Origin of the sequence: Rhodobium orientis, from assembly GCF_003258835.1 — a bacterium.
Classification (GTDB): Bacteria; Pseudomonadota; Alphaproteobacteria; order Rhizobiales; family Rhodobiaceae; genus Rhodobium; species Rhodobium orientis.
Genome location: NZ_NPEV01000019.1, coordinates 14,960 through 37,456 on the forward strand (window position 1 = coordinate 14,960; position 22,497 = coordinate 37,456).

The window sequence follows — 22,497 nt, forward strand, 5'->3', positions numbered from 1 at the left end:
TAATTGTCTATAGTGGGACCGATCGGGGTCCTACTGTGCACATCGCGGAACGGCTTTATGGCGGGCGTCAGTCTTCTTGAGGAAATGACTCACCTTGCGGCGCAGCCGTCGGACGAGAGCCGGCGCGCGCTGTTGAGGAACCTCACGGACCTGTTCGACGCCGAGACGCCGGAAGCCCGCGATCACACCAAGGGTCTCTTCGAGGAAGTCGTCACCCGCGTCATCGACGATGTCGCGGTGCAGATCCGCGCGGAAGTCTCCGAGCGCCTGTCGAAAATCGACCAGTCGCCGCGCAACCTGATGCTGCGGCTTGCCAATGACGACGCGACGGTCGCCGCCCCGGTCCTGCGCAATTCCGAGGTCCTGACCGACCACGACCTGATCCGGATCGCCGAAATGAAGGGCCAGGATCACCTGATGGCGATTTCCCGTCGCAAGGCCCTGTCTGAACGGGTCACCGACATCCTGGTCGCGCGCGGCGAGACGCAGGTGCTCCATTCGGTGACGCGCAATGTCGGCGCCCGCTTTTCCGAGGCGACCTTCGAGACCCTGATCGAGCGCTCCGAGGGCGACGACGAACTCCAGAGCAACATCGTGGAGCGCGCCGACCTCACCGAACCGCTGGCCAATCGCCTGAGGCCCTTTCTGTCCGAAATGCTCCGGGAAAAGCTGGACGAGGCACAGCTCAACGCCAGCGACACCACGTTCCACGCCGCGGTCTCCACCACCGTCAGGCGCGTGGAGAACAAGCTGAAGGCCCGCCAGCGGGCGCGGCTGGAAATCCGCGTCATCGCCGCCGAGATCCAAAAGGGCGAGCGCGATATCGGCCCCACGGTCGAGGCACTATGCAAGGCGGACCGCGCCCTCGACGTCGCCAGCCTGATCCTGACGCTCTCCGACCTGCACGGCATCGACGCCACCAAGACGATCTTCAAGCGCGAGCCGGGACCGATCGCCGTGCTGTGCAAGAATGCCGGCATCCCGACCAGGACCTTTGCCGCCATCGTCCGGTTGCGCCGCAAGCGGCTGAAGCTCGACGACGCGGAGTCCGCCAAGGAAGTCGCGCTTTACGAAGCCCTCAAGGACTCCGACGCCCGCCGCGCCGTCCATTTCCTGAAGCTGAGGAATTCGGCCGCTTAAAGCGCGTCTCCCGAAAGGGAAGCCGGTCTTGCGGCCGGCACAGCTGCACAAAGCAAATGCGGGGTGCGCCCTGCGTCGACAGGACAAAGCCTCAATCGGGAATGTCGTCGACGCCGGCAACCACGATCGCAAAGCGGTCGGCAAGGCCGGCGAGACTCGCCGTCTTCAGCGTCGCGGCGGGCACGACACCTGCCCCGGCCGGTCCCGGCAGGTCGCGCGTCGCCGTCGCCTCGGCCGGAATGGTCACCCGGAAGCCCCGATCCACCGCCGCCCGCGTCGTCGCATCGACGCACATATGGTTCATGAAGCCGGTGATGATCAGGTTCCGGCATTTGTCGGCGGCAAGGCTTTCCGCAAGGTCGGTGTCCTGAAAGGAATTCGGCAGCGGTTTCTCATGCACCGGTTCGCCGTCCTGCGGCGCCACTTCCGCCATGATCGCCCCGCCGGGTCCGCTGCGGTCGAAGGCGCCGCCCGGCTTGCCGGCATGGGCCACGTGGTGGACGGGCACGCCCGCCGCCCGCGCCCGGGCGAGCAGCCGCGCGATCGCGTCGACAGCAGGCCCGACGCCCTCCAGCGGCAACAGGCCGGAGCGGTACTCCTCCTGGGCATCGATGATGATGAGAACCGAGTCCGACAGGCTCGACGGTGCGGCCGGCGCACCGGCCATTTCCAGAAGGGTCTTCGGCGCCATGGCGGATCACTCCCTGAGTCGCAACGAACGGTGGCCGCGAGCATAGCCGCTTCCGGCGACGATCTCTTGACCTTCCTTGTGCCGACGGTCGCGACATTCATCGCGAAGCCGGTCCCCCCCGCCTTCGCACCGCAACATGACTTTTCACCGGCAAATTGTCGCATTAAGGCGAATCGGATCGCTTCGTGGTTGCATTGGAAAGGCTTCCGGGCTCGGCCTCCGGCGCTGCCGCCCGGCGGCGCCTGTCGCCACTGGCGCAGCGGCCGTGCCGGAAACGGAAACGGGGCGCTGCGATCGCAGCGCCCCGCATTGACTGTCACTCATTTTCGGCAATCGAAGGTTTTTTCGCCAACCTTCTGTTTTTTAGCCGTTTTTGCCGCCTTTCCGCTCTGGCGTTTAGAGGGTACCCACGATAATTGCGGCGATGAAGACGAAAGCTCCGCTGATCAACAGCGCATTCAGACTTCGTGTCATGCTCATCATTGGTCTCCCTTCTGCCAACACACCGATGATAATGCGGAACGACACGTAGTCGAAGAAAAAAAGTTTGTGCGGCGCAGAACTCGAACCAGCCCAGGTTGCGGGACCTGGCGGGGTGTCCGTTGAAAAAACTCAATAAACGGTTTTTACATCGCAGATGAAATCCTGATGAAAAAAAACCTCCGAAAACCATGTCGATCAATTGGAAATTAATTTCAAAGTCGAAATAACGCCGCAATTCATTTGCGTTTTTTACGATATGTTCGCCGTGCTCGACCGATTCGCCCGATCGTTTCGGGATAGATATCATTTTAGAGATGTTTTTAACGGCACCGCCATCTTGGTTGGCAATACTCGCTGGACTTGTGTCCATCCATAACCATGTGGCGTGACCGACGTGAGCAAGAACGCGGTTCTGAAGGAATACGAAACCCTCGCCGGCAAGGCCGCGCCGGACGGACGGCGACGGTTGCTGCGGCGCCTCGGCGACCTGTTCGGAGCCGGCAGCCTGGCCTCCAAGGCGACCTCCCGCGATCTCTTTGCCGATGTCGTCGGTCGGGTTCTGGAGGACGTTCCGGTGAAGGTCCGCACCGAAGTCGCACGGCGGCTGGCGGCGGACGACCAGGCCCCCCGCAAGCTGGTGTTGCGCCTGGCCGGCGATCATATCGTCGTCGCCGACCCGCTCCTGCGCACCTCCGTTGTCCTGACCGACGACGATCTCGTCAGGCTTGCCTCCGAGCAGTCGGTCGATCACCTGCTCGCCATTTCCCGGCGCGCGACGCTGTCGAAGGCGGTGACTGAAATCCTCGTCCAGCGCGGCGACCGTGCCGTCCTCCACGCGGTCACCGGCAACAATGGCGCGGAATTCTCCGAAGCCGCCTTCGACATGCTGGTGCGCTGCGCCGGCAACGACGAGGTGCTCCAGGAGAACCTGGCCGGCCGCAACGACCTGACGGCCACCGTCGTCGAGTGGCTGCGGCCACTCCTGACCGAGGAACTGACGATCCGCCTTGCCAAGGCGGACATCGCCGCCAGCCAGGAAGGCCTCGACCGCCTCGTCATGGTCACGGCCAAGCGCATCGAAACCGAGCTGATGGAGGTGCGCCAGACGCGCATCGACGCCAGCATCATGGCCGACGACATCCGCAGCGGCGTCCGCGACCTCGATTCGGTGGTGGAATCCCTCGTCAGGGCCGACCGCGCGCTCGACATCGCACTGGTCATCGAGGGCCTCAGCGAAGCCGAAGGGGTCGATGTCAGCCGCCTCATCTTCCGCAAGGAAAGCGGCCCGATCGCGGTCCTGTGCAAGGATATCGGCCTCGGCACCAAGGCGTTCATGGCGGTCGCCCGGCTGCGCGAAAGGCGTCTCAAGCGTGCCGCCCCCGTGACCCGGGCCGAGATAGAACTCTATTCCCGCATGAGCCCGGAGGAAGCCCATCGGGCGATCCGCGTGCTCAAGGAACGCCGCAAGCCCGAAAAGCAGGCGAGCTAGAAGAGACCGGCGACCCTTCGGTCCGCTCTAGGACCGCGCGGCGATCACCCGTTCCAGCCACGCCGCGGCGGCGAGCGTCGTCTTGTCCACCCTGACCGGGCCGACGATCTGCACGCCGAGCGGCAGGCCCTTGTCGCCAACGAGCCCCGGCACGTTCACGGCCGGCGTCCCCATCAGCGTCCACAGCCGGTTGAAGATCGACGAGCCCGTGCTGCCGAGGCCTTCCGGCGCCGCGCCCGGCGCCGACGGCGTCAGGATGACGTCGACGTCGGCGAACAGTTTTCCCAGCCCGTGCCGCGCCGAGCGCGCCGTCGCCTGCGCCGCATCATAGGCCTCCGGCGTGATCGCATCGCCGGCATCGAGCGTCTCGCGCAGGATCGCGCTGAGCTCGTCGCTGTGATTGTCGCGCTCGTAGGACAGCGCCAGATTGGCCTCGAAATCCTGGATCACCTGGTGCGCGGCAAAGGCATCGGCATAGGTCCCTGCAAGCTGCAGCGTCTCGACCCTGGCCCCGGCAGCGGCCGCAAGCCGTGCCGCCTCGCCGACGGCGGCCCGCATCTCGCCGCTCGCCTCGTTCCACAGATGCGTTTCGACAACGCCGATCCGCGGCGGCGAGATCTCCTCGGAGACCTCAAGATCACGACCGGTGAGAAGGGCGGCAAAGAGCGCGACGTCGACAACCCCGGCGCCGAACAGGCCGACCGTGTCGAGCGTCCAGGAAAACGTCTTCATGCCGACGGTCGGCAGCAGGCCGAAGGTCGGCTTGTAGCCGGCGATACCGCAGAAGCTCGCCGGCCGCACGACCGAGCCGCCGGTCTGGGTGCCGACCGCAAGCGGCAGCATGCCGGCCGCCACGGCGGCGGCCGAGCCGGACGACGAGCCGCCCGGCGAATAGGCCGGATTGTGCGGGTTGCGGGTGCGACCGGCGTGCATGAAGGCGAACTCCGTCGTCACCGTCTTGCCGATCACCGTCGCCCCGGCCCGCCGGCACAGCGACACGATCGCCGCATCGGTCCGCGCCATATGGCCGGCATAGATCGGCGAGCCGTAGGTCGAGGGCATGTCGGCGGTATCGAAGATGTCCTTGATGCCGACCGGCAGGCCGCAGAGCGCGCCGGTCGCCGGAGGCCGCGCCGCGCCATGGTCGATCGCCTCGAAGGCGCCGATCAGTTCTTCCTCGGCATCGATGGTGTCGAACACCTGGGCGAGCGTCTCGCCGATCCGGGTCTTGCCGGCACGGATATCGGCAACGAGTTTTGCGGCGGACAGCATGAGGGATCTCCCGAGCGGCAGGACGCCGAGCCGTTTCAAGCGACTCGGGCGCGTGCGATTGACAGGCGATAAAACACGCTCACCATGGCAAAAGGCAAGGCGCATTGCGACACGGCCGGCACATGCACAACACGCCGGAAAAGCAGTGTCGAACGCCTTTTCTCGGAAAGGAAACACCATGCGCGCGATGGTGCTGACGGAGCAGGGCAAACCACTGCAACCGACGGACCTGCCGACGCCGGAGCCCGGCCCCGGCGAGATCCTCGTGGAGGTCGCCGCCTGCGGCGTTTGCCGCACCGATCTCCATGTCGTCGATGGCGACCTGACACGGCCGAAGCTGCCGCTGATACCGGGTCACGAGATCGTCGGACGGGTCGTCGCTACGGGACCCGGGGTCGACCGCCACGCCGTCGGTGAGCGGGTCGGCATTCCCTGGCTCGGGTCGACCTGCGGCCACTGCCCCTATTGCGACAGCGGCCGGGAGAATCTGTGCGACGATCCCGGCTTCACCGGCTACACGCTCGACGGCGGCTACGCCACCCACGCCATCGCCGATGCCCGCTACGCCTTTGCCATCCATGGCGACTACTCGGATGCCGAGGCAGCACCCCTGCTCTGCGCCGGCCTCATCGGCCACCGCGCGCTAAGGATGGCGGGGCCGGAGGCGCGCACGATCGGCATCTACGGTTTCGGCGCCGCCGCCCATATCGTTGCGCAGGTCGCACGATACGAATATCGTAAAGTTCTTGCCTTCGCCCGGCCCGGCGACACGGAGGCCATGGCCTTTGCCCGGCAGATGGGCTGTGAATGGGCCGGCGGATCGGACGAGCCGGCGCCGGAGCCGCTCGACGCCGCGCTCATCTTCGCACCCGTCGGAAGCCTCGTGCCGACGGCGTTGAAGGCGGTCAGGAAAGGCGGCACCGTCGTCTGCGGTGGCATCCACATGTCGGATATTCCGGGCTTCCCATATTCCGATCTCTGGGAGGAGCGCACGATCCGCTCCGTCGCCAATCTGACGCGCGGCGACGCCGAGGAATTTCTCGCGCTCGCCCCGAAGGCCGGGGTCAGGACGGAAGTCGTTCCCTATCCGCTTGAGGAGGCCAATACGGCGCTCGACGACCTGCGTGCCGGGCGCCTCAGCGGCGCCGCGGTGCTGGTGCCTTAGGAGCGACGGACGCGCCGGCCGATTATTTGGCCGCGCGCTTGTCCTCCGGATTAAGGCTCTTGCCGAGGACGTGCCGGGCCTCGCCGAGGGCGTGCGCGCCCGATCCGACGATCAGCGGATCCGGTCCCCGCACCACCGAAGGGTTCTTGTTCGGATAGGGCAGCGACGACAGGAAGTGCTGCATGCAGTTGAGGCGGGCCCGCTTCTTGTCGTTCGACTTGACGATCACCCAGGGCGCATCGGCGGTGTCGGTGTAGAAGAACATCGCCTCCTTGGCCTCGGTGTAGTCGCCCCACTTGTCGAGCGAGGCGCGGTCGACCGGCGATAGCTTCCACTGCTTCAGCGGATCGGTCTCGCGCGCCTTGAAGCGCCGCCGCTGCTCGCCCTGCGAGACGGAGAACCAGTATTTGAAGAGCTGCACGCCGGAGCGCACCAGCATCCGTTCCAGATCCGGGCAGGTCCGCATGAATTCCAGATAGTCGTTCGGCGAGCAGAAATTCATCACCCGTTCGACGCCGGCCCGGTTGTACCAGGAGCGGTCGAACATCACGATTTCGCCGGCAGCCGGCAGGTGCTCGACATAGCGCTGGAAGTACCACTGGGTCTTTTCCCGCTCCGTCGGCTTCGGCAACGCGACGACGCGGGCGGCACGCGGGTTGAGGTGCTCCATGAAGCGCTTGATGGTGCCGCCCTTGCCGGCCGCATCGCGGCCCTCGAACAGGATCACCACCTTCTGGCCGGTCTCCTCCACCCAGCGCTGGACCTTCAGGAGTTCCACCTGCAGCTCCGCCTTGTGCTCCTCGTAAGGGGCGCGGCGCAGCTTGGTCTTGTAGGGGTATTCGCCGCTCTCGAAGATGCGCTTGATCTCCACCGGATCGTGCCGCATCTCGGCGATGTGATGGGCCGGGTTCTCGATGGCTGCGATCTTGTCCGCGCCTTTTTTCTTTCCGGCAGGTTTTTGCCGCGCGGTCGTGACCAGCTCGGTGTCCGGCAGGTCCGGAACTGCGGTCGCCACGTCGTCCGCGATCGAAAAGCCCTGGCGGTCTTCGGAATCCATCATGCCCCGTCTCTCTTGTTTGCGCCCTGATTTTGTTTTGCCGGATCATGATCCTCGATTTGAATTGAAATTGACCTAACCAAAAGGCTTCACGGAAAGTAAATTTCCGGCAGTTCAAGTCGCCAATAGTTCGCAAGGACTTGTCGAGATCGGAGAGTAGCCGGGAAGTATTTACCGGATACACGAGGTTGGCGGCACCGGGCACCGGCAGCCACCCGATGCTGCAACGTTTCCGGTCCCGCAGCGTTAATGAATCGTAATCGTTCGACGCGCAGACTGGACCGATGCCGATCAGACATCCCTGGCGCCTTGCAGCGGCGCTTTTCACCGCCCTTGTCCTCACCGCCTGCGCGGCGGGCATGATGGCCTTCGACGACAGCCGCGAGGAATGGCGCAGCCAGGCCGACCGGACCTGCCGCGCCAGCGGCCGGGTCACGCCCTCGCCCTTCGTCACGCCGCTGGAGCCGATTTTCGAGGAAGGCGAATGCGGCGCGGACGTTCCCTACAAGGTCACCGCGGCGGCCGACGGCTCGGTCGCCTTTTCGGTGCCGGCGACGCTTGCCTGCCCGATGCTGCCGGCCCTCGACCGCTGGCTGCAGACCGTGGTCCAGCCGGCGGCGGGCGAAACCCTCGACAGCAAGATCGTGTCCGTCGACGTCGCCGCCTCCTATGTCTGCCGCACGCGCAACAACAAGCCGGGCGCCAAGGTGTCGGAGCACGCCTATGCCAACGCCATCGACATTTCCGCCTTCCGCACCGAAGACGGCCGCCGCGTCGCCGTCGCCGACGGCTGGCACGGCAAGGCCGACGAGGCCGCCTTCCTGAAGACCGTCCACGACAAGGCCTGCGGGCCGTTCAACACCGTCATCGGCCCGGACGGCGACCGGCACCACCAGGACCATTTCCACCTCGACCTCGCCCGCCGCGGCCGCAATGGCGACGGCAAGTTCTGCCAGTGACCGGACAGGCAGCGGTCTGAACCGACGGGTTCTTGTCACCGGGCCGGATGCGGCCGGGGCGCGCGGCGTTCAGAAACGCTTAACCCAGGCGGGCGTTTTTCGACCCTTTCTTGCGAAATAATGATATGCGACGCTTCCCCCAACCACGCCTCGGAGGTGATTCGCCATGACGGCAACGGCATCCGTCAGCAGCTCGTCGTCGGCCGGTATCAACGGCGTCCTGTCGGGCACCAAATGGGGCGTGACGAGCCTCACCTACAGCTTCCCGACGAGCCCGTCCTACTACGACTACTCCGGCGAAAAGAGTAACAATTTCGGCGCCTTCAACAGCTCCCAGAAGGCCGCGGTAAAGAACGCGCTGGCCGATTTCGCCGCCGCATCGAACCTGACGTTCAACCAGGTCACGGAAACCGGCAGCACCGAGGCGACCCTGCGCTACGCCTTTTCCGATTCCCCGTCCGCCGCCTGGGCCTACTACCCGAGCACCGGAAGCTGGGGCGGCGATTCCTGGTACAATAAGTCGAACGGCTATTTCTCCAATTCCAAGATGGGTGGCTGGGCCTATTCCACCTACCTGCACGAGACCGGCCACGCCGTCGGCCTCAGCCATGGCCATGAGGGCGAGAGCGGCTTTCCCAAGATGCCCGCCAGCATCGACTCCACCGAATTCTCGGTGATGACCTATCACGACTTCGTCGGCCAGAACCTCAACACCGACTACGGCCCGGAAACCTGGGGTCACCCCCAGTCGCTGATGATGTACGACATCGCCGCCATCCAGCACATGTACGGCGCCAACTACGATTTCCGCAGCACCGATACTTTCTACCGCTGGGAGCCCGGCAGCGGCAGGACCTTCGTCAACGGCACGAGCCAGGGAACGCCCGGCGCCAACCGCATCTTCCTGACGATCTGGGACGGCGGCGGCGAGGATACCTATTCCTTCACCAAATATTCCGACGACCTCCGGATCGACCTGCGGCCCGGCAAATGGACCACGACCAACAGCGAGCAGACGGCGCTGATCGGCACCGAGGACGACGGCACACAGCATTATGCCCGCGGCAACATCGCCAACGCCCTCCTCTACAAGGGCAACAAGGACTCGCTGATCGAGAATGCCTATGGCGGAAGCGGCGACGATACGATCCAGGGCAACGCCGCCGAGAACGAGCTGAAGGGCAATGGCGGCGACGACCGCCTGTTCGGCTTCGGCGACAGCGATACGCTCGCCGGCGCCGGCGGCGACGATTTCCTGAAGGCTGGCGGCGGCGATGACCGGGTGTTCGGCGGCAAGCACGACGACACCCTGCTCGGCCAGGCCGGCAACGACAGGATGAACGGTGGCGCCGGCGCCGACCGCCTGTTCGGCGGGGGTGGCAATGACCACATGTCCGGCGGCAGCGGTCAGGATCTCCTGAACGCCAAGGCCGGTGCCGACACCCTGTTCGGCGGCAAGCACGACGACACCTTGTTCGGCGGATCGGGGAACGATTCCCTCAATGGCGGCAACGGCGTGGACCGCCTCGTCGGCGGCAGCGGCAACGATACCCTCGTCGGGGGCGCGGGCGCCGACGACTTCGTTTACGGCGGCAAGGCCGGCAGCGACGAAATCCAGGGCTTCGAACCGAACGTCGACGACATCGACCTGTCCGCCTACAAGAGCCTCGATCACATTTCCGACCTGACCATCCGCAACGACCACGGCGATACGGTGATAGAATTCTTCAACACGACCATCGTGCTGGACGGCGTCTCAAAAAGCGCACTCGACAACGACGATTTCATTTTCTGATCGGACGCGACCGGGCCGAAGCCCGGGATTTCGGCGCAGCCGCTTTTGGGCAGCCGGATTGCTGGCCATTGGCCGCGACATCTTTGCGTTGCAGAAAGGTTTTGCTGCGACAAACCTTAAACGGACCCGCGTGCGGCGTTATGGTGGGGCTTCCGATCGCGAATCAAGATGGCAGGGTATTCGGCAAGACGAGCGAATCCCTGGCACGAACAGAGAGCGGCGGTGCGGTGACGATGAAACGCCTCCTGCCCCGGAGATGATGCGGCATGACAGCAACGGCTTCCGTCAACAGCTCTTCCATGCAGGGCGTGAACGGCCTTCTTTCCGGCGTGAAATGGGGCGTCTACAATCTCACCTACAGCTTCCCGTCGAGCCCCGGCTATTACCATTATTCCTTCAACGGCGAAAAATATAATCATTTCAGCGCGTTCAACGCCACTCAGAAGGCAGCGGCGATCGATGCGCTGAAGCAGTACGATTCCGTCTCCCTTCTCGGGCTACGGCTGATCAACGAGACCCGCGCCAGCGAAGCGACCCTGCGCTATGCCTTTTCGGACGCCCCGGCCGACGCCGGCGCAGGCGCCTGGGCCTATTATCCGAGCACCGGCACCTGGGGCGGCGATTCCTGGTACAGCAAGTCGGGCGGGCCTTTCGACGAGACCGAAGTCGGCGGTTGGGCCTATCTCGCCTTTATGCACGAGAGCGGCCACGCCCTCGGCCTCAGCCACGGCCACCAGGGCGGCAACGGCTTTCCCGCGATGCCGCGCAGTCTCGATTCCTACGAATTCTCGGTGATGACCTACCGGTCATTCGTCGGCCAGGACTTCTACACCGATACCGGGCCGGAGGACTGGGGCTATCCCCAGTCGCTGATGATGTACGACATCCGCGCCATCCAGCACATGTACGGTGCCGATTACACACACAATTCCGGCAATACCCGCTATAGCTGGAACGAGAACACCGGCCGCATGTTCATCAACGGCAAGGGCCAGGAAACGCCGGGCGCCAACCGCATCTTCCTGACCGTCTGGGACGGCGGCGGCAAGGATACCTACGACTTCGAGAACTACTCCTCAAACCTCCGCGTCAACCTCAACCCGGGCCAATGGAGCAAGACCTCCGCCGAACAGACCGCGCTGCTCGGCGAGGACGACAACGGCACGCTGCACTACGCCCGCGGCAACATCGCCAATGCCCTGCGCTACCAGGGCAACGATGCCTCGCTGATCGAAAACGCCCTCGGCGGCAGCGGCGACGACCGCATCGTCGGCAACTCCCGGCACAACCTGCTGGTCGGCAACGAGGGCGACGACACCCTTCTCGGCAAGGGCGGCGACGACCGCCTCGTCGGCAAGGGCGGCGAAGACAAGCTGATGGGCTCCAATGGCGACGACAAGCTCATCGGCGGCGGATCGGACGACACCCTCGGCGGCGGCAAGCACGACGACACCATCCTCGGCGGCAACGGCAATGACAGCCTCAGCGGCGACAGCCAGAGCGACAAGGTCTTCGGCAATGGCGGCAGCGATCGCATATCGGGCGACGGCGGCAACGACACGCTTGCCGGCGGCAGCGGCGCCGACACGCTCTACGGCGGCAGCCAGAACGACAAGCTGGCCGGCGGCGGCAACGGCGACATGCTGTTCGGCAACACCGGCAACGATACCCTCTACGGCAACAATGGCAATGACCAGTTGTTCGGCGGCAACGGTACCGATTTTCTGGTCGGCGGCAGCGGCGCCGATGTCCTGACGGGCGGCGGCGGCAGCGACGTGCTCATCGGCGGGCCCGGCAACGACACGCTGTCCGGCGCTACCCGTGCAGACGACTTCGTCTATGCCGGCAGGGCCGGCACCGACACGATCCTCGATTTCAAGCCCAACACCGACGAGATCGACCTCTCCGCCTACAAGACGCTCGACCACATCTCCGACCTGACCATCACCAGCAATGGCGGCGATGCGATGATCAGCTTCTTCAAGACGACGATCATTCTGGAAGGTGTCGAGAAGGCCTCCCTCGACAACGGAGACTTCATTTTCGCCTGAAGACCTCTCCCGCAAGGTCGACAGACTTCCTGGACGGAAAATCGCGCAGGGGGCGCCGCTCTACTCGGCGCCCTTGTCGGTCTTGGCGTCGTCGCTCTTCAGGTCGCGCTCGATCTCGCGCATGACGCCGAGAAATCCGCGAAACGCCTTTTCGGTGACGTCGAGGGCCTCCTTGACCGCCTTTTCGTCGGTCTCCGACAGCTCCGGCGGGTTGGTGAAGAAGCGCATCAACTCGTCGCGCGACAGCGTCTTGTCCTTGTTCCTGTCAGCCTCGTCGCCGAGCGCCTCAAGGCGCCGGCGGATTTCCGCAAGGCGGTCGGCAAGCGCCTTGTTCTCGGCCGAAAGCCGGTCGATCTCCGCCTCGTAAGCGGCCCGCTCGTCGGCCGCGATCTGGCAGGTCCAGCCGCCCGAGACCTTTTCCCGGCAGGTCGAGACGTTGCCCGTCTCCTTGTCGATCCTGAGGATGCCGGTCGCCGTCTCCACAATGGTGAAGCGGTCGTCCGGCGTGCCGTCATACTCCTCGGCCGCAGCACCGGGCGCGAGCAGCAGCATGGCCGCCACGATCGCCGGCCCGCCGAAACGTATTGCACCGTTCAACATCGCCATTCTTTACCTCCCATGTCGGCGCTCGTCTCGTGCAGAGAGATAGAGCACCGGCATGACGAAAGCAGGGCGATGGATCAGGGGCCGAAGACCCTAGGGCGCATAGGGATGTCGGCCGGAAACGATGGCCTCTTCCAGGAGATCGAGCCGGTCCTGGCCCCAGAACGGCTCCCCTCTGAGCACGTAGCAGGGCGAGCCGATGATCTCCAGCGCGATGCCGTCGGCCTGGTTCTGCTCGTAGATCGCCTTGACCGCATCCGACTTTGCCGCCGTCAGCAGCGCATGGGCATCGTGGCCGGCATCGGCCAGCATCCCTTCCACCACATGCTCGTCGGCAACATCCTTGTCATATGCCCACATCGCCCGGAACGCCCGGTGCGAGAAGTCAGCCGGGCTCTCGCCGGCCTCCTGGATAGCGATCGCGGCGCAGTCGGCGAGCGTCGGCGCCGGATTGGCGAAGGCCGGCTGCAGGTTGAGCGGCAGGGCGCGCTTGTCGCGCCAGCGCTGCAGCTCGATCAAGCGGTAGTGCCGGCGCGCCGGATGGCGCTTCGGCAGCGGCAGGCCGCCGGTCGCCTCGAACACCGGGCCGAGGAAGACCGGCCGGTAACGAACCTTGACCCCGTGCCGGGCCGCCATTTCCACGAAATGATCGTGGCCGAGATAGGCCCAGGGCGAGCCATGGGTATAGAAATAATCGACGGTGATTTCGGACATTTTTTACGAGCCCCCAACGCTATGGTCCGGGCGCAGCCTCGCCCGGCCGGAAGCCCCCGTCAACGGGACCGATTGCACCATTGTGTGAAGCCGCGAACCGCCTCAGTCGCAGGCGCCTCCGTCCTTGCGGGTGAACACGAACCGGCCGTTTTCCTTGACCCCGGCAAGGTCGTCGTCGGGATAGGTGGCGCGCTCGGTCGGGCTCCGCGTGCCGACCTCCAGATAGAAGGCCGGCCCGTCGGAGCGATTGACGAAATGGTGCCCGTTGGCAACCCCCGCCTTGAAGGTCGCCGCATCGCCCGCCGCCATCGGCGTTTCCCCGTCGTCCTCGATCAGCACCACCTCGCCGGAAACGACGAAGACGAACTCGTCCTCGTTTTCGTGCCAGTGCCGGAGCGCCGACATCGCCCCCGGATCGAGCCGGGTCAGGTGGGCGCCGAACTGGGTCAGCCCGCCAGCATCGCTGAGCCGCTTGCGCATTCGGCCGGCCACACGCTCGCGAAAGGGCGACGGGTAACTGCTGCCACCAGCCCACTCCATCGTCTCGATATCGACCTTCGGCATCGCGCTTTCCTCGGCTGATCAATCGACGGGTTTGGCCGTCGCATCGGAATAGGGCTTTCCGTCGCGGTGCAGCAGGCGATCGGTGCCGTTGACGATTTCCACGATCAGATCGTGCCCCGGATAGTGGCAGCGATCGCCGATCGCCCTGGTGCCGACCTCCAGCATCACCGCCTCCTCCGCGCCGCGATTCTCGATGTGGTGGCCGACGCCCGTGCCGGCCTTGAAGCCGGCCGCATCGCCCGGCCCGAGCGGCGTTTCGATGCCGCCCTCCACCAGCACCACGTCGCCGGCGAGCACGAAGACGAACTCGTCCTCGTTCTCGTGCCAGTGATTGAGCGAGGACCGGGCGCCCGGCTCGACCCGGCAGAGATTGACACCGAACTGGGTGAGCCCCGCCGCATCGCCGAGCTTGGCCCGCGTCCGCCCGCCAAGCAGCTCGCCGAGCGCCCCGGAAAAATCGGTCGGCAGCGCCGGCACCTTGACCACATCGATCTTCGGCATCAAAAAATCTCCTTCTGAAGGAAACCGGCGGGTCCCGCCGTGAACTCAGTCTTTTTCCGGCAGCGGGTGCCCGGGCATCAGGTCGTAAGGGTGCTTCCAGCCCGGCAGCGCCCGGATGCGGTCGAGCCATGCCGTAACCGCGGGATAGGCGGCAAGGTCGATGCCGATCTCGTCGGGCCAGAACAGGTAGCCGCAGAGCGAGAAGTCCGCCGTCGTCGGCCGCTCGCCGGCGACGAAATCCCGGCTTTTCAATTGCGCATCGAGGACGGCCAATGACCCCTTGGCGCGGCTTTCCAGAAAGTCGATCACCGCCGGATCGCCGGATTTTGCGAAGGTGCGCAGGAAACGCAGCGTCGCCACGTAGCTGGTCAGCTTGTGATTGTCGAACAGCGTCCAACGCAGCACCTCGCGCCGCTCGGCCTCGTCCACCGGCCGGTAGTTGCCGAGCGCCTCGGTGAGGTAGTCGAGGATGACGCCGGACTGGGAGAGCTTAACGTCGCCATGGACCAGCACCGGCACCTCGCCCATGACATTGAGGGCGCGGTATTCCGGTGTCCTCGTCTCGCCGTTGAAAAAATCGACGAAGCGCGGCTCCCAGTCGGCGGCGGAAAGCTCCAGCATCAGTGCCGCCTTGTAGGCGTTGCCGGATTGCGCGAAGCAGTAAAGGGTGTAGTCCGCCAAGTGAGATCTCCTTGCTGGCTCTGTCGTGGTCCGCGGCGGCGCGTCAGCCGTATTTGCGTTTCAGATAGGATTCGACGTCCTCCGGCGCACGGCCCGTCAGCGTCTCGATGTCGTCGGTAACGAGGTCGAACTCGCCGGCGGCAACGGCCCGGTAGAGGCTGGCGAGCGCCGTCGGCAGATAGTCCGGTGCCTCCGGCTCCTCGCACAGCCGGGCGAAATCCTGCTCGCTCATCGGATCGTAGAGGACCGGCTTGCCGGTGACGTCGGAGATGATGCCGGCGATCTCCACGAAGCCTTGCGCCTTCGGCCCGGTCAGCCGGTAGAGCCGGCCGTTCGCCGCATCCGACAGCGCCGCTTGCGCGATCGCCTCGGCGAGATCGTCGCGGGTGACATAGGCGACCCGCCCCTCGCCGGCCGGATAGGGAATGCGGCCCATGGAAACGATCTCCGGCACCCAGTCGGCAAGCGGGTCGAGATAGAGCCCGTCGCGCAGGATCGCCCACGCCATGCCGCTCTGGCGAACGGTCGCCTCGGCAAACAGCATGAAGGGCGAGACCGTGAAGTGGGATTCCGGCGTCGCCGGCAGGAACGAGGCGAATACGACCTTGCGAACGCTCGCCTCGCGCGCGGCGGTCAGCGCGTCGAAATGCTGGCGCACCCGGTCGACGACGGGCGCGAAGGTCGGGATCAGGATCGCGGTGTCGCAGCCCTCGAAGGCGATGCGCATCAGCGTCGGATCGTCATAGTCGAACCGCCGCGCCTCGGCGCCGCGCACCCGGAGCGGCTCGATGCGCTCCAGCCGCCGCGCGCCGGCCACGACCGCGACGTCGGCATCGAGGAGATGGCCGGCAATGCGCCCGCCGAGCGCGCCGGAGGCTCCCGAGACGAACACTTTTCTGGTCATGGAACGGCCCCCGCGACGGGTTTGATAACTGGACCCGCAGTTTAGCGAGGCCTCCGCCGGGGAACAAATTCAATCGCGTTCATGGCACGGCGATGACGGTTCAGCCGGCGCGGGATTCCCGCTCGCGCACCATGCCGGAGACGATCTCCACGGTGCGGCCGAGCTCTTCGATCGCCTGCTCGATGTCGCGCTTCTGGGCCTCCAGATGGGCGATCTGCTCCTGGAACCGGTCGAGCGCGGCGCGCATCTGCGAGACCTCGCCGTCGCGCAGGTCGTAGAGGCCGAGCATGTTGCGGATTTCCTCCAGCGAAAACCCGACCCGCTTGCCCATCAGGACAAGTTTGAGCCGCGCCCGGTCGCGCCGGCTGTAGAGCCGGGTGGTGCCGCGCCGGCGCGGGTTGATCAGCCCCTTGTCCTCGTAGAAGCGCAGCGTCCGCAGCGTCACGTCGAATTCGCGCGCCAGTTCGCCGATCGTGTAGTGGGTCTTGTTGCCGTCGTCGTGGACGGCCCGGTCGGCCACTGTGCTCCTGTCGTCCCGTGCGCTCGCGCTGTCGTCTCGCGCCATCTCGTTATTTCCTCGCTGTCGCAAAGCCCCCGCCTTTGCAAGCGGACAAACTAAATTCCGTAAACGTAAGCGTCAAGCAACCGCGCCGGTCGCTATACGTCGCATCCATCCGGTCGGGGCCGCGGCTCGTCCCGGAACGGAACGTCCCGGTGATCCGCCGTTAAGCCCTGTTACCGGTTTATGCATTTACCGATGGAGGGTTAACGGGTTGTTTACCCTAAATCGCGCAAATTCGCCCGGAACGCATTGACATTCCGCCACTCCGCCAGGTGCGATTCCCGCCACTGGCGTTCCGGGAATCCGGGGGAGCCCGTGGCGGATGGACTCCGACGGCCAACGAAGAGGTCCGCCTTGAACCGGCATCTCCTGAAGGAGCTTCCCGGCAAAGAAACGCCAACGACGACGGCGGCAGACCTTTCCCGTTCGTTCCGCCGGGCCGAAGACCCGACAGGTGGGTGAGCCATGTTCCGCAACCGTCCCAATGCCCATGCCGCAACGCCCCGGTCCGCGCCGGCCGGTCGCCATGGGCCGTCCGACCCGCTCTCCGACCTCAACAGCCGGCTCGATGCGCTGTCCGAACGCCTGGGCCAGTTGAATGCCGGCGCCACAGCGAAAATGCCGCCGCGCCGCGAGACGAAGGCCCCGCGGGGCGACGATCTCGCCGGCATTGCCGAGACGGTCGACCGGCTGATGAACAAGCTCGACGCCCGGTCCTCGACCCGCGAGAGCCGTGATCCCGCCGCCGGTCGCAATGGCAACGCGCCCAACGCCGCTGCCCGCGCCGACGCCTCCCGCGACCGCATCGACGCCATCCTGGAAACGCTCGACGGCATCGACCGGCGCATGCGCAACCTTCCGGCCAATGGCGAGGCGCCGTCCCAGGACCGGCGCACCGTCGCGGCGACCCGCGCCCCGTCCTTCGAGGCGGCGGACAGCGAGGAGGACGCCCTGCGCCGGGCCATTGACGAAATCACCGCCCGCCAGCACAGCCTCGACCACGACGGATACCCGATCCACAACCATAACACCGGCCGCGAGCCTGCGCGCCGCAACGCCGTTGACGCCCGCGACGCCTCCTATGACCGGGAGCGCTCCCGCGATCGGGATGAAAAAAGCTTCGGCCTGCCGGACGTGGAGCACCACTTCAAGGCGCTGGCGGAGAAGATCGATTCCCTGCGCCAGAGCGACACCGAGGCTGCCGTCGAACGGCTGCGCCGGGAGATCGGCAATCTGCGCCACGAGATCGAGCGCCGCGACACCGTCGGCCTGTCCGACGAGGACGCGACGATGATCCGCGCCCTCGGCCAGAAGGTCGAGACGCTGTCGGCCGCCCAGACCGACCCGCGCGCCGTCGAGGCGCTGCGCGACGAGATCGCCGAACTGCGCCAGAGCGTCATCTCCGGCAATGTGGAAGGCACCCTGCACAGCCTGGAATCCGGCTACCAGCACATCGTGGAGCGGCTCGACGAGATGCGCCGCACCGTCGGCGATCCGCGCCTTCTGGTACGCCTTGCCGACCGCATCGACACCATCGATTCGGCCCTCAAGACCATTCCCCAGGTCGGGCAGATCAACACGCTGGAACAGCGGGTCACCTCGCTGGCGCGCCAGATCGACGGCCTCTCCCTGGACATGAACGATCCGGCGATCGGCCAGTTGGAAAACCAGATCGCCGACCTCAAGGGCCTGTTCAGCGGCCTCGACACCCAGGCCGCCGTTGCCACCCTCGACCAGCAGCTCCGCGCCCTGCACGACAAGATCGACGGCCTGGAGCGGCTCGCCGCCGAACCGCCGGCCCAGCCCGAGCCTGCCGGCGACGGCTACCTGGAAGCCATCGAGCGGCTGTCCGGCCAGATCGAGGACCTGCGCGACGCCATGACCGGCGGCCGCGACACCGATCGCTTCACGCTGATCGAGAGCAATATCGCCTCCGTCGCCCAGAAGCTCGACGAGCTGGAAGACGCCCGCACCCAGGACGACGCCATCCTCGCCCTGGAGCGCCGCATCGACGACATGATCGGCCGCGTCGAGGAGATCGTGCCTGGCACCGACACCGGCTCCGGCGATGCCTTTGCCGCGCTGGAAGCCCGCATCAACCAGATCGCCGACCGCCTCGACAGCTTCGAGCCGGGCCGCCAGATGGGCGACGGCGCCGCCTTCGCCGAGCTGGAAGAGACCATCCAGCGCATCGACGACGCCCTGCAGCGCACCTCCGGCAGCGACGCGCTGGCCGCTCTCGACCGCAAGGTCGCCTCCCTTGCCGGCCAGCTCGACGACCTCGGCCGCGCCCCGCTCGACCTTTCCGAGATGGCCAATCTGCGCGACGAGATCGCCGGCATGCGGATGGCCTTCTCCAAGCCGATCCCGGTCGACCTGACCCGGCTGGAACGCCAGATCCACAACCTCGCCGACAAGGTGAACGGCAGCAGAGGCGGCTTCGATGCGAACGCCCTTGCCCACCTGGAGGACCAGGTCGCGCGCATCGCCCAGCTTCTCGGCGACCGCACCGAGCAGTCCGAGGCGCTGGGCGCGATCGAGACCGCGCTCACCCATCTCGACCGCCGGCTGGACACCAACCGCGACGAGACGGCCCGCGCCGCGCGCGACGCCGCCCGCGAGGCGATCGCCGAATTCGCCCGCAACGGCAGCGTCGGCGGCAGCCTCGACAATGACGAGCAGATCCGCGAGCTGCAGTTCCACCTCGACAAGCTGCGCGCCACCACCGTCGATTCCGCCGAACGCACCCAGGACACGCTCGTCACCCTGCACGACGCCCTGCAGTCGATTTCATCGAAGCTCACCGGCTTCGCGCCGGCCAATGCCGACGCCGAGCCCCGCGGCATCGCCGTCAACGACACCACGGCCTATGACGGTGGCCGGTCCCGCGGCGCCGGCCCCGACCGGTTCGCCGCCGTCAGTGGCGCAACGCTCGACGCCTCGACCCGCCCGCAGCACGCAGCGGAGCCCCAGCACCGCGAACCGCGCGGCCCGCTGCCGGGCAGCGCCGAGGACAGCCGCCCGCTGGAGCCGGGTGCCGGCCGTCCCGAACAGAGCCGTGCCGACCTGGACCACAACGAACCCTATCGCCCCGACATGCCGCGCGAGCCCCAGGCCCGCCGCGTCGAAGTCGATCCTGACGTGCCACTGGAACCGGGCACGATGGCCGAAACGCTGCCGCCCGATCCGGCCGGCCGCGACCGCAAGACCGATTTCATCGCCGCCGCCCGCCGCGCCGCACAGGCCGCGGCCGCCGAGGCGGACGGCGCCGCCAACGCCAAGCCGGCCAGGAAACGGAACTGGTTCCGCCGCCGCAAGGGCGAGCCCGCGACGAAAGCGCCCGAACGGCAGGATCCGGTCCCGCACATGGAAGAGCCGGCGCCGGAGGACGACATCTACGCGACGCCGCTCGCCGGCAGCAGCAACGGCCCTGAGGAAGACGGCGGCAGCGGCATCAGCGGAGCCCTGAAGAAATACCGTCGGCCGCTGATGATCGCCGCCATCGGCCTTATCGTCATCTTCCTCGGCAACCAGCTCATGAAGGCGTTCCTGACGCCGGTGAACGAGACCGCCGCGATCGAGCAGAGCGTCGCCCCGGCGACACCGGCGCCGGCCGCCGAAGAGCCCGCGCCGGCACCGATGGACGAGGTCCCGAGCCTCACGCCGGCGGCCCCGGTCGACGATGACCGCTCGTCCAGCATCGCCGATCCCGCAGGCACCGACACCGATCCGGAGACCACCTCCGCGGTCGGCTTCGACATGGCGACCGCGCCCGATACGCCGGCAACCACCGGCCCGCAGGCCGACACCGCGCGCCAGGCCCTTGGCGGCGACACGGCGCCGGAGACCGTTACCGCCTACGCACCCGAAACCGGCAGCGCGCCGGCCGCCCTTGCCATGCCGCCGGCCGATGTCGGGCCGATCGCGCTGCGCGCCGCCGCCGCCGACGGCAATCCCGACGCCCAGTTCGAGGTCGCCGCCCGCTACACCGAAGGCCGCGGCGTCCGCCCCGACCTGAAGCTCGCCGCCAAATGGTACCGGCTTGCCGCCGACCAGGGCCTTGCCCCGGCCGAATACCGGCTCGGCAGCCTCTATGAAAAGGGCACCGGGGTCGCCAAGGACATGGACGAGGCCCGCAAGTGGTATCGCCGCGCCGCCGAAAAGGGCAACACCAAGGCCATGCACAATCTGGCCGTCCTCTACGCCGAAGGCGCCAGCGGCTCGCCGGACTTTTCCTCCGCTGCCCGTTGGTTCAACAAGGCGGCCGCTGCGGGCGTCCGCGACAGCCAGTACAATCTCGGCATCCTCCATGCCCGCGGCCTCGGCGTCGCCCAGGACCTGAAAGAGTCCTACAAATGGTTCGCGCTCGCCGCCCGCCAGGGCGACAGCGACGCCGGCAAGAAGCGCGATGAGATCGCCAACGCGCTCGACCGCCAGGGCCTCGCCGCGGCGCGGCTGGCGGTGGAGACTTGGCGCGCGACCCCGGTCGACCAGAAGGCCAACACCATCGCCCCGCACGAGGAGTGGGGCGCCAAGCCCGAGCGGTCCGCCTCTGCCAGGCCGCAGCCGGCGCCGGTGCAACTGACCCAGCAGCAGCTCACCCAGAGCGCCCAGCAGCTCCTGACTGAACTCGGCTACGACCCCGGCCCGGCCGACGGCGTCTCCGGTCCGCGCACCCGCGACGCGGTGATGGATTTCCAGCGCAAGGCCGGCCTGCCGGTTACCGGCCAGGTCGACGGCCGGCTGATCAAGGCGCTGTCCAAGGAAACGATCTGACCGGGCGAGCGGGGCGGCCTCGGAACCGACACGGAAAGGCGGCCGCAAAGCCGCCTTTCGGCATTTCGCGGCGGTAACCGTGGCGGAAGATTGCCGCGAATGCCGCGATTGTGACCGGCGGAAAACACAAGGCCATCGTTGACACCTGAGCGGTGTCGTCGTTTAAACGGACAACCCTCAAAGCTCCTCTGCTTCGGAGCCGACAAAGCAACCGGGGAACGTCCTTGCGCCTTGCCGCCCTCGTCACCGCCGCCTGTCTCGCCGTCGCCGCCACCGGCGCCGCCGATACCGCGCGGGCCGAGCGGCTCGTTGCCGACATCTCCTCGCCGGACGTGCGCATCGCCTCCAATTTCACCGGCACGGAGATCACCGTCTTCGGCAGCATCGAGCGCGACCAGGCGACGATCGCCCGCGGCGGCATCAACGACGTCGTGGTCGCGATCTTCGGCCCCGAAGACAATCTGGTCACGCGCAAGAAGGAGCGGCTGCTCGGCATCTGGGTCAACCGCGAAAGCCGCGTCTTCAAGGGCGTGCCATCCTTCTACGCCATGCATTCCTCGCGCGGCCTCGATGCGCTCGGCAACGACGCCCTGCTCGACCGCTACCAGATCGGCGTCAACCACCTGATCCTGCAGACGGAAACGACGCCCGACGACCCCGAGGCCGCCGCCGAGACCAAGGAATTCCGCGAGGCGTTCCTGCGGCTGAAGCAGAAGAACCAGCTCTATGCCGAGCGCGTCGGCGCGGTGAAGTTCCTGAGCCCGTCGCTGTTCCGCACGACGATCCCGCTGCCGGCCAACGTGCCGGTCGGCATCTACCAGATCAACGTCTTCCTGTTCCGCGACGGCACCGTGCTATCGCACGAGGCCAAGCCCCTCTACATCCACAAGACCGGCTTCGAGCAGGTGACCTACACGCTCGCCCACGACTACAGCCTCGCCTACGGCATCGGCGCGGTGGTCCTGGCGCTGGTGACCGGCTGGCTCGCCGGCGTCATCTTCCGCAAGGATTGATCAGGGCGCCCTTTCGCACGGCGACGGGAGGTTTCTCCGAACCATATGCCGCTGATCTTCAGCGGCTTACGGCAAGC

At 66.5% G+C, this 22,497-nt stretch carries 19 protein-coding genes; 8 read left to right on the top strand and 11 right to left on the bottom strand.

What is annotated here, in order from left to right; translation table 11 throughout:
* Window positions 1–57 precede the first annotated feature (57 nt).
* Complete coding sequence (locus tag CH339_RS10490) at window positions 58–1,140, top strand: DUF2336 domain-containing protein (RefSeq protein ID WP_111434308.1); 1,083 nt, start codon at window positions 58–60, stop codon at window positions 1,138–1,140.
* 91 nt (window positions 1,141–1,231) lie between these two features.
* On the opposite strand, the gene CH339_RS10495 is transcribed toward CH339_RS10490, so the two are convergent.
* Window positions 1,232–1,831 (bottom strand): isochorismatase family protein, encoded by a 600-nt coding sequence (locus CH339_RS10495; protein ID WP_111434309.1) that lies wholly within the window; start codon window positions 1,829–1,831, stop codon window positions 1,232–1,234.
* Between the two features lie 316 nt (window positions 1,832–2,147).
* On the bottom strand, window positions 2,148–2,684 hold the full coding sequence (locus CH339_RS24295; protein ID WP_146610151.1) for a hypothetical protein: 537 nt from the start codon (window positions 2,682–2,684) through the stop codon (window positions 2,148–2,150).
* Window positions 2,685–2,699: 15 nt separating this feature from the next.
* On the opposite strand from CH339_RS24295, the gene CH339_RS10500 reads away from it, so the two are divergent.
* Window positions 2,700–3,803 carry a DUF2336 domain-containing protein gene (locus CH339_RS10500; RefSeq protein WP_111434310.1) on the top strand — a complete coding sequence of 368 codons (1,104 nt, stop codon included), beginning with the start codon at window positions 2,700–2,702 and terminating at the stop codon, window positions 3,801–3,803.
* A 27-nt stretch (window positions 3,804–3,830) separates the two neighbouring features.
* On the opposite strand, the gene CH339_RS10505 is transcribed toward CH339_RS10500, so the two are convergent.
* Window positions 3,831–5,075, bottom strand: a complete 1,245-nt coding sequence (locus CH339_RS10505) for an amidase (protein WP_111434357.1) — start codon at window positions 5,073–5,075, stop codon at window positions 3,831–3,833.
* A gap of 178 nt (window positions 5,076–5,253) precedes the next feature.
* On the opposite strand from CH339_RS10505, the gene CH339_RS10510 reads away from it, so the two are divergent.
* Window positions 5,254–6,240 carry a zinc-dependent alcohol dehydrogenase family protein gene (locus CH339_RS10510; protein WP_111434311.1) on the top strand — a complete coding sequence of 329 codons (987 nt, stop codon included), beginning with the start codon at window positions 5,254–5,256 and terminating at the stop codon, window positions 6,238–6,240.
* A gap of 22 nt (window positions 6,241–6,262) precedes the next feature.
* Here CH339_RS10510 and ppk2 read toward each other — a convergent pair whose 3' ends face one another.
* A complete protein-coding gene (ppk2, locus tag CH339_RS10515) occupies window positions 6,263–7,300 on the bottom strand; it encodes a polyphosphate kinase 2 (RefSeq protein ID WP_201240897.1) in 1,038 nt (345 codons plus the stop codon).
* 281 nt (window positions 7,301–7,581) lie between these two features.
* Between ppk2 and CH339_RS10520 the strand changes: the two genes are divergently transcribed.
* The 3 genes from CH339_RS10520 (at window position 7,582) to CH339_RS10530 (ending at window position 12,102) form a co-directional block, all read left to right on the top strand.
* The gene (locus CH339_RS10520) at window positions 7,582–8,256 is read left to right on the top strand and encodes an extensin-like domain-containing protein (protein WP_111434312.1); all 675 of its coding nucleotides are present in this window, start codon (window positions 7,582–7,584) and stop codon (window positions 8,254–8,256) included.
* A 166-nt stretch (window positions 8,257–8,422) separates the two neighbouring features.
* Complete coding sequence (locus CH339_RS25285) at window positions 8,423–10,051, top strand: M10 family metallopeptidase (protein ID WP_111434313.1); 1,629 nt, start codon at window positions 8,423–8,425, stop codon at window positions 10,049–10,051.
* 266 nt (window positions 10,052–10,317) lie between these two features.
* The gene (locus tag CH339_RS10530; RefSeq protein ID WP_111434314.1) at window positions 10,318–12,102 is read left to right on the top strand and encodes a M10 family metallopeptidase; all 1,785 of its coding nucleotides are present in this window, start codon (window positions 10,318–10,320) and stop codon (window positions 12,100–12,102) included.
* A 60-nt stretch (window positions 12,103–12,162) separates the two neighbouring features.
* Here the strand turns inward: CH339_RS10530 and CH339_RS10535 are convergent, their stop codons facing one another.
* The 7 genes from CH339_RS10535 to CH339_RS10565 all read right to left on the bottom strand — a co-directional run bounded on the left by CH339_RS10535 (window position 12,163) and on the right by CH339_RS10565 (window position 16,634).
* Window positions 12,163–12,708 (bottom strand): hypothetical protein, encoded by a 546-nt coding sequence (locus CH339_RS10535; RefSeq protein WP_146610152.1) that lies wholly within the window; start codon window positions 12,706–12,708, stop codon window positions 12,163–12,165.
* A gap of 90 nt (window positions 12,709–12,798) precedes the next feature.
* Complete coding sequence (locus CH339_RS10540) at window positions 12,799–13,419, bottom strand: 2-hydroxychromene-2-carboxylate isomerase (RefSeq protein WP_111434316.1); 621 nt, start codon at window positions 13,417–13,419, stop codon at window positions 12,799–12,801.
* Between the two features lie 102 nt (window positions 13,420–13,521).
* Window positions 13,522–13,983 (bottom strand): cupin domain-containing protein, encoded by a 462-nt coding sequence (locus CH339_RS10545; RefSeq protein ID WP_111434317.1) that lies wholly within the window; start codon window positions 13,981–13,983, stop codon window positions 13,522–13,524.
* A gap of 18 nt (window positions 13,984–14,001) precedes the next feature.
* Window positions 14,002–14,484 (bottom strand): cupin domain-containing protein, encoded by a 483-nt coding sequence (locus tag CH339_RS10550; protein WP_111434318.1) that lies wholly within the window; start codon window positions 14,482–14,484, stop codon window positions 14,002–14,004.
* A 45-nt stretch (window positions 14,485–14,529) separates the two neighbouring features.
* Entirely contained in the window at window positions 14,530–15,165 is a 636-nt protein-coding gene (locus tag CH339_RS10555) for a glutathione S-transferase family protein (RefSeq protein ID WP_111434319.1), read from the bottom strand.
* Between the two features lie 43 nt (window positions 15,166–15,208).
* Window positions 15,209–16,069 (bottom strand): SDR family oxidoreductase, encoded by an 861-nt coding sequence (locus tag CH339_RS10560; RefSeq protein WP_111434320.1) that lies wholly within the window; start codon window positions 16,067–16,069, stop codon window positions 15,209–15,211.
* A 100-nt stretch (window positions 16,070–16,169) separates the two neighbouring features.
* Window positions 16,170–16,634, bottom strand: a complete 465-nt coding sequence (locus CH339_RS10565; RefSeq protein ID WP_111434321.1) for a MerR family transcriptional regulator — start codon at window positions 16,632–16,634, stop codon at window positions 16,170–16,172.
* 462 nt (window positions 16,635–17,096) lie between these two features.
* Here CH339_RS10565 and CH339_RS10570 point away from each other — a divergent pair, with 462 nt between their 5' ends.
* Together CH339_RS10570 and CH339_RS10575 are read left to right on the top strand one after the other, a co-directional pair.
* Window positions 17,097–21,407 (top strand): peptidoglycan-binding protein, encoded by a 4,311-nt coding sequence (locus CH339_RS10570; protein ID WP_170138486.1) that lies wholly within the window; start codon window positions 17,097–17,099, stop codon window positions 21,405–21,407.
* Window positions 21,408–21,631: 224 nt separating this feature from the next.
* A complete protein-coding gene (locus tag CH339_RS10575) occupies window positions 21,632–22,420 on the top strand; it encodes a TIGR02186 family protein (RefSeq protein WP_111434323.1) in 789 nt (262 codons plus the stop codon).
* Window positions 22,421–22,497 lie beyond the last annotated feature (77 nt).

What these genes read in the sequence shown, in the direction of transcription:
- CH339_RS10490 (WP_111434308.1), top strand. Translation starts at nt 58, where the DNA reads ATGGCGGGCGTCAGTCTTCTTGAGGAAATGACTCACCTTGCGGCGCAG.
- CH339_RS10495 (WP_111434309.1), bottom strand. Translation starts at nt 1,831, where the DNA reads ATGGCGCCGAAGACCCTTCTGGAAATGGCCGGTGCGCCGGCCGCACCG.
- CH339_RS24295 (WP_146610151.1), bottom strand. Translation starts at nt 2,684, where the DNA reads ATGGACACAAGTCCAGCGAGTATTGCCAACCAAGATGGCGGTGCCGTT.
- CH339_RS10505 (WP_111434357.1), bottom strand. Translation starts at nt 5,075, where the DNA reads ATGCTGTCCGCCGCAAAACTCGTTGCCGATATCCGTGCCGGCAAGACC.
- CH339_RS10510 (WP_111434311.1), top strand. Translation starts at nt 5,254, where the DNA reads ATGCGCGCGATGGTGCTGACGGAGCAGGGCAAACCACTGCAACCGACG.
- ppk2 (WP_201240897.1), bottom strand. Translation starts at nt 7,300, where the DNA reads ATGATGGATTCCGAAGACCGCCAGGGCTTTTCGATCGCGGACGACGTG.
- CH339_RS10520 (WP_111434312.1), top strand. Translation starts at nt 7,582, where the DNA reads ATGCCGATCAGACATCCCTGGCGCCTTGCAGCGGCGCTTTTCACCGCC.
- CH339_RS25285 (WP_111434313.1), top strand. Translation starts at nt 8,423, where the DNA reads ATGACGGCAACGGCATCCGTCAGCAGCTCGTCGTCGGCCGGTATCAAC.
- CH339_RS10530 (WP_111434314.1), top strand. Translation starts at nt 10,318, where the DNA reads ATGACAGCAACGGCTTCCGTCAACAGCTCTTCCATGCAGGGCGTGAAC.
- CH339_RS10535 (WP_146610152.1), bottom strand. Translation starts at nt 12,708, where the DNA reads ATGGCGATGTTGAACGGTGCAATACGTTTCGGCGGGCCGGCGATCGTG.
- CH339_RS10540 (WP_111434316.1), bottom strand. Translation starts at nt 13,419, where the DNA reads ATGTCCGAAATCACCGTCGATTATTTCTATACCCATGGCTCGCCCTGG.
- CH339_RS10545 (WP_111434317.1), bottom strand. Translation starts at nt 13,983, where the DNA reads ATGCCGAAGGTCGATATCGAGACGATGGAGTGGGCTGGTGGCAGCAGT.
- CH339_RS10550 (WP_111434318.1), bottom strand. Translation starts at nt 14,484, where the DNA reads ATGCCGAAGATCGATGTGGTCAAGGTGCCGGCGCTGCCGACCGATTTT.
- CH339_RS10560 (WP_111434320.1), bottom strand. Translation starts at nt 16,069, where the DNA reads ATGACCAGAAAAGTGTTCGTCTCGGGAGCCTCCGGCGCGCTCGGCGGG.
- CH339_RS10565 (WP_111434321.1), bottom strand. Translation starts at nt 16,634, where the DNA reads ATGGCGCGAGACGACAGCGCGAGCGCACGGGACGACAGGAGCACAGTG.
- CH339_RS10570 (WP_170138486.1), top strand. Translation starts at nt 17,097, where the DNA reads ATGTTCCGCAACCGTCCCAATGCCCATGCCGCAACGCCCCGGTCCGCG.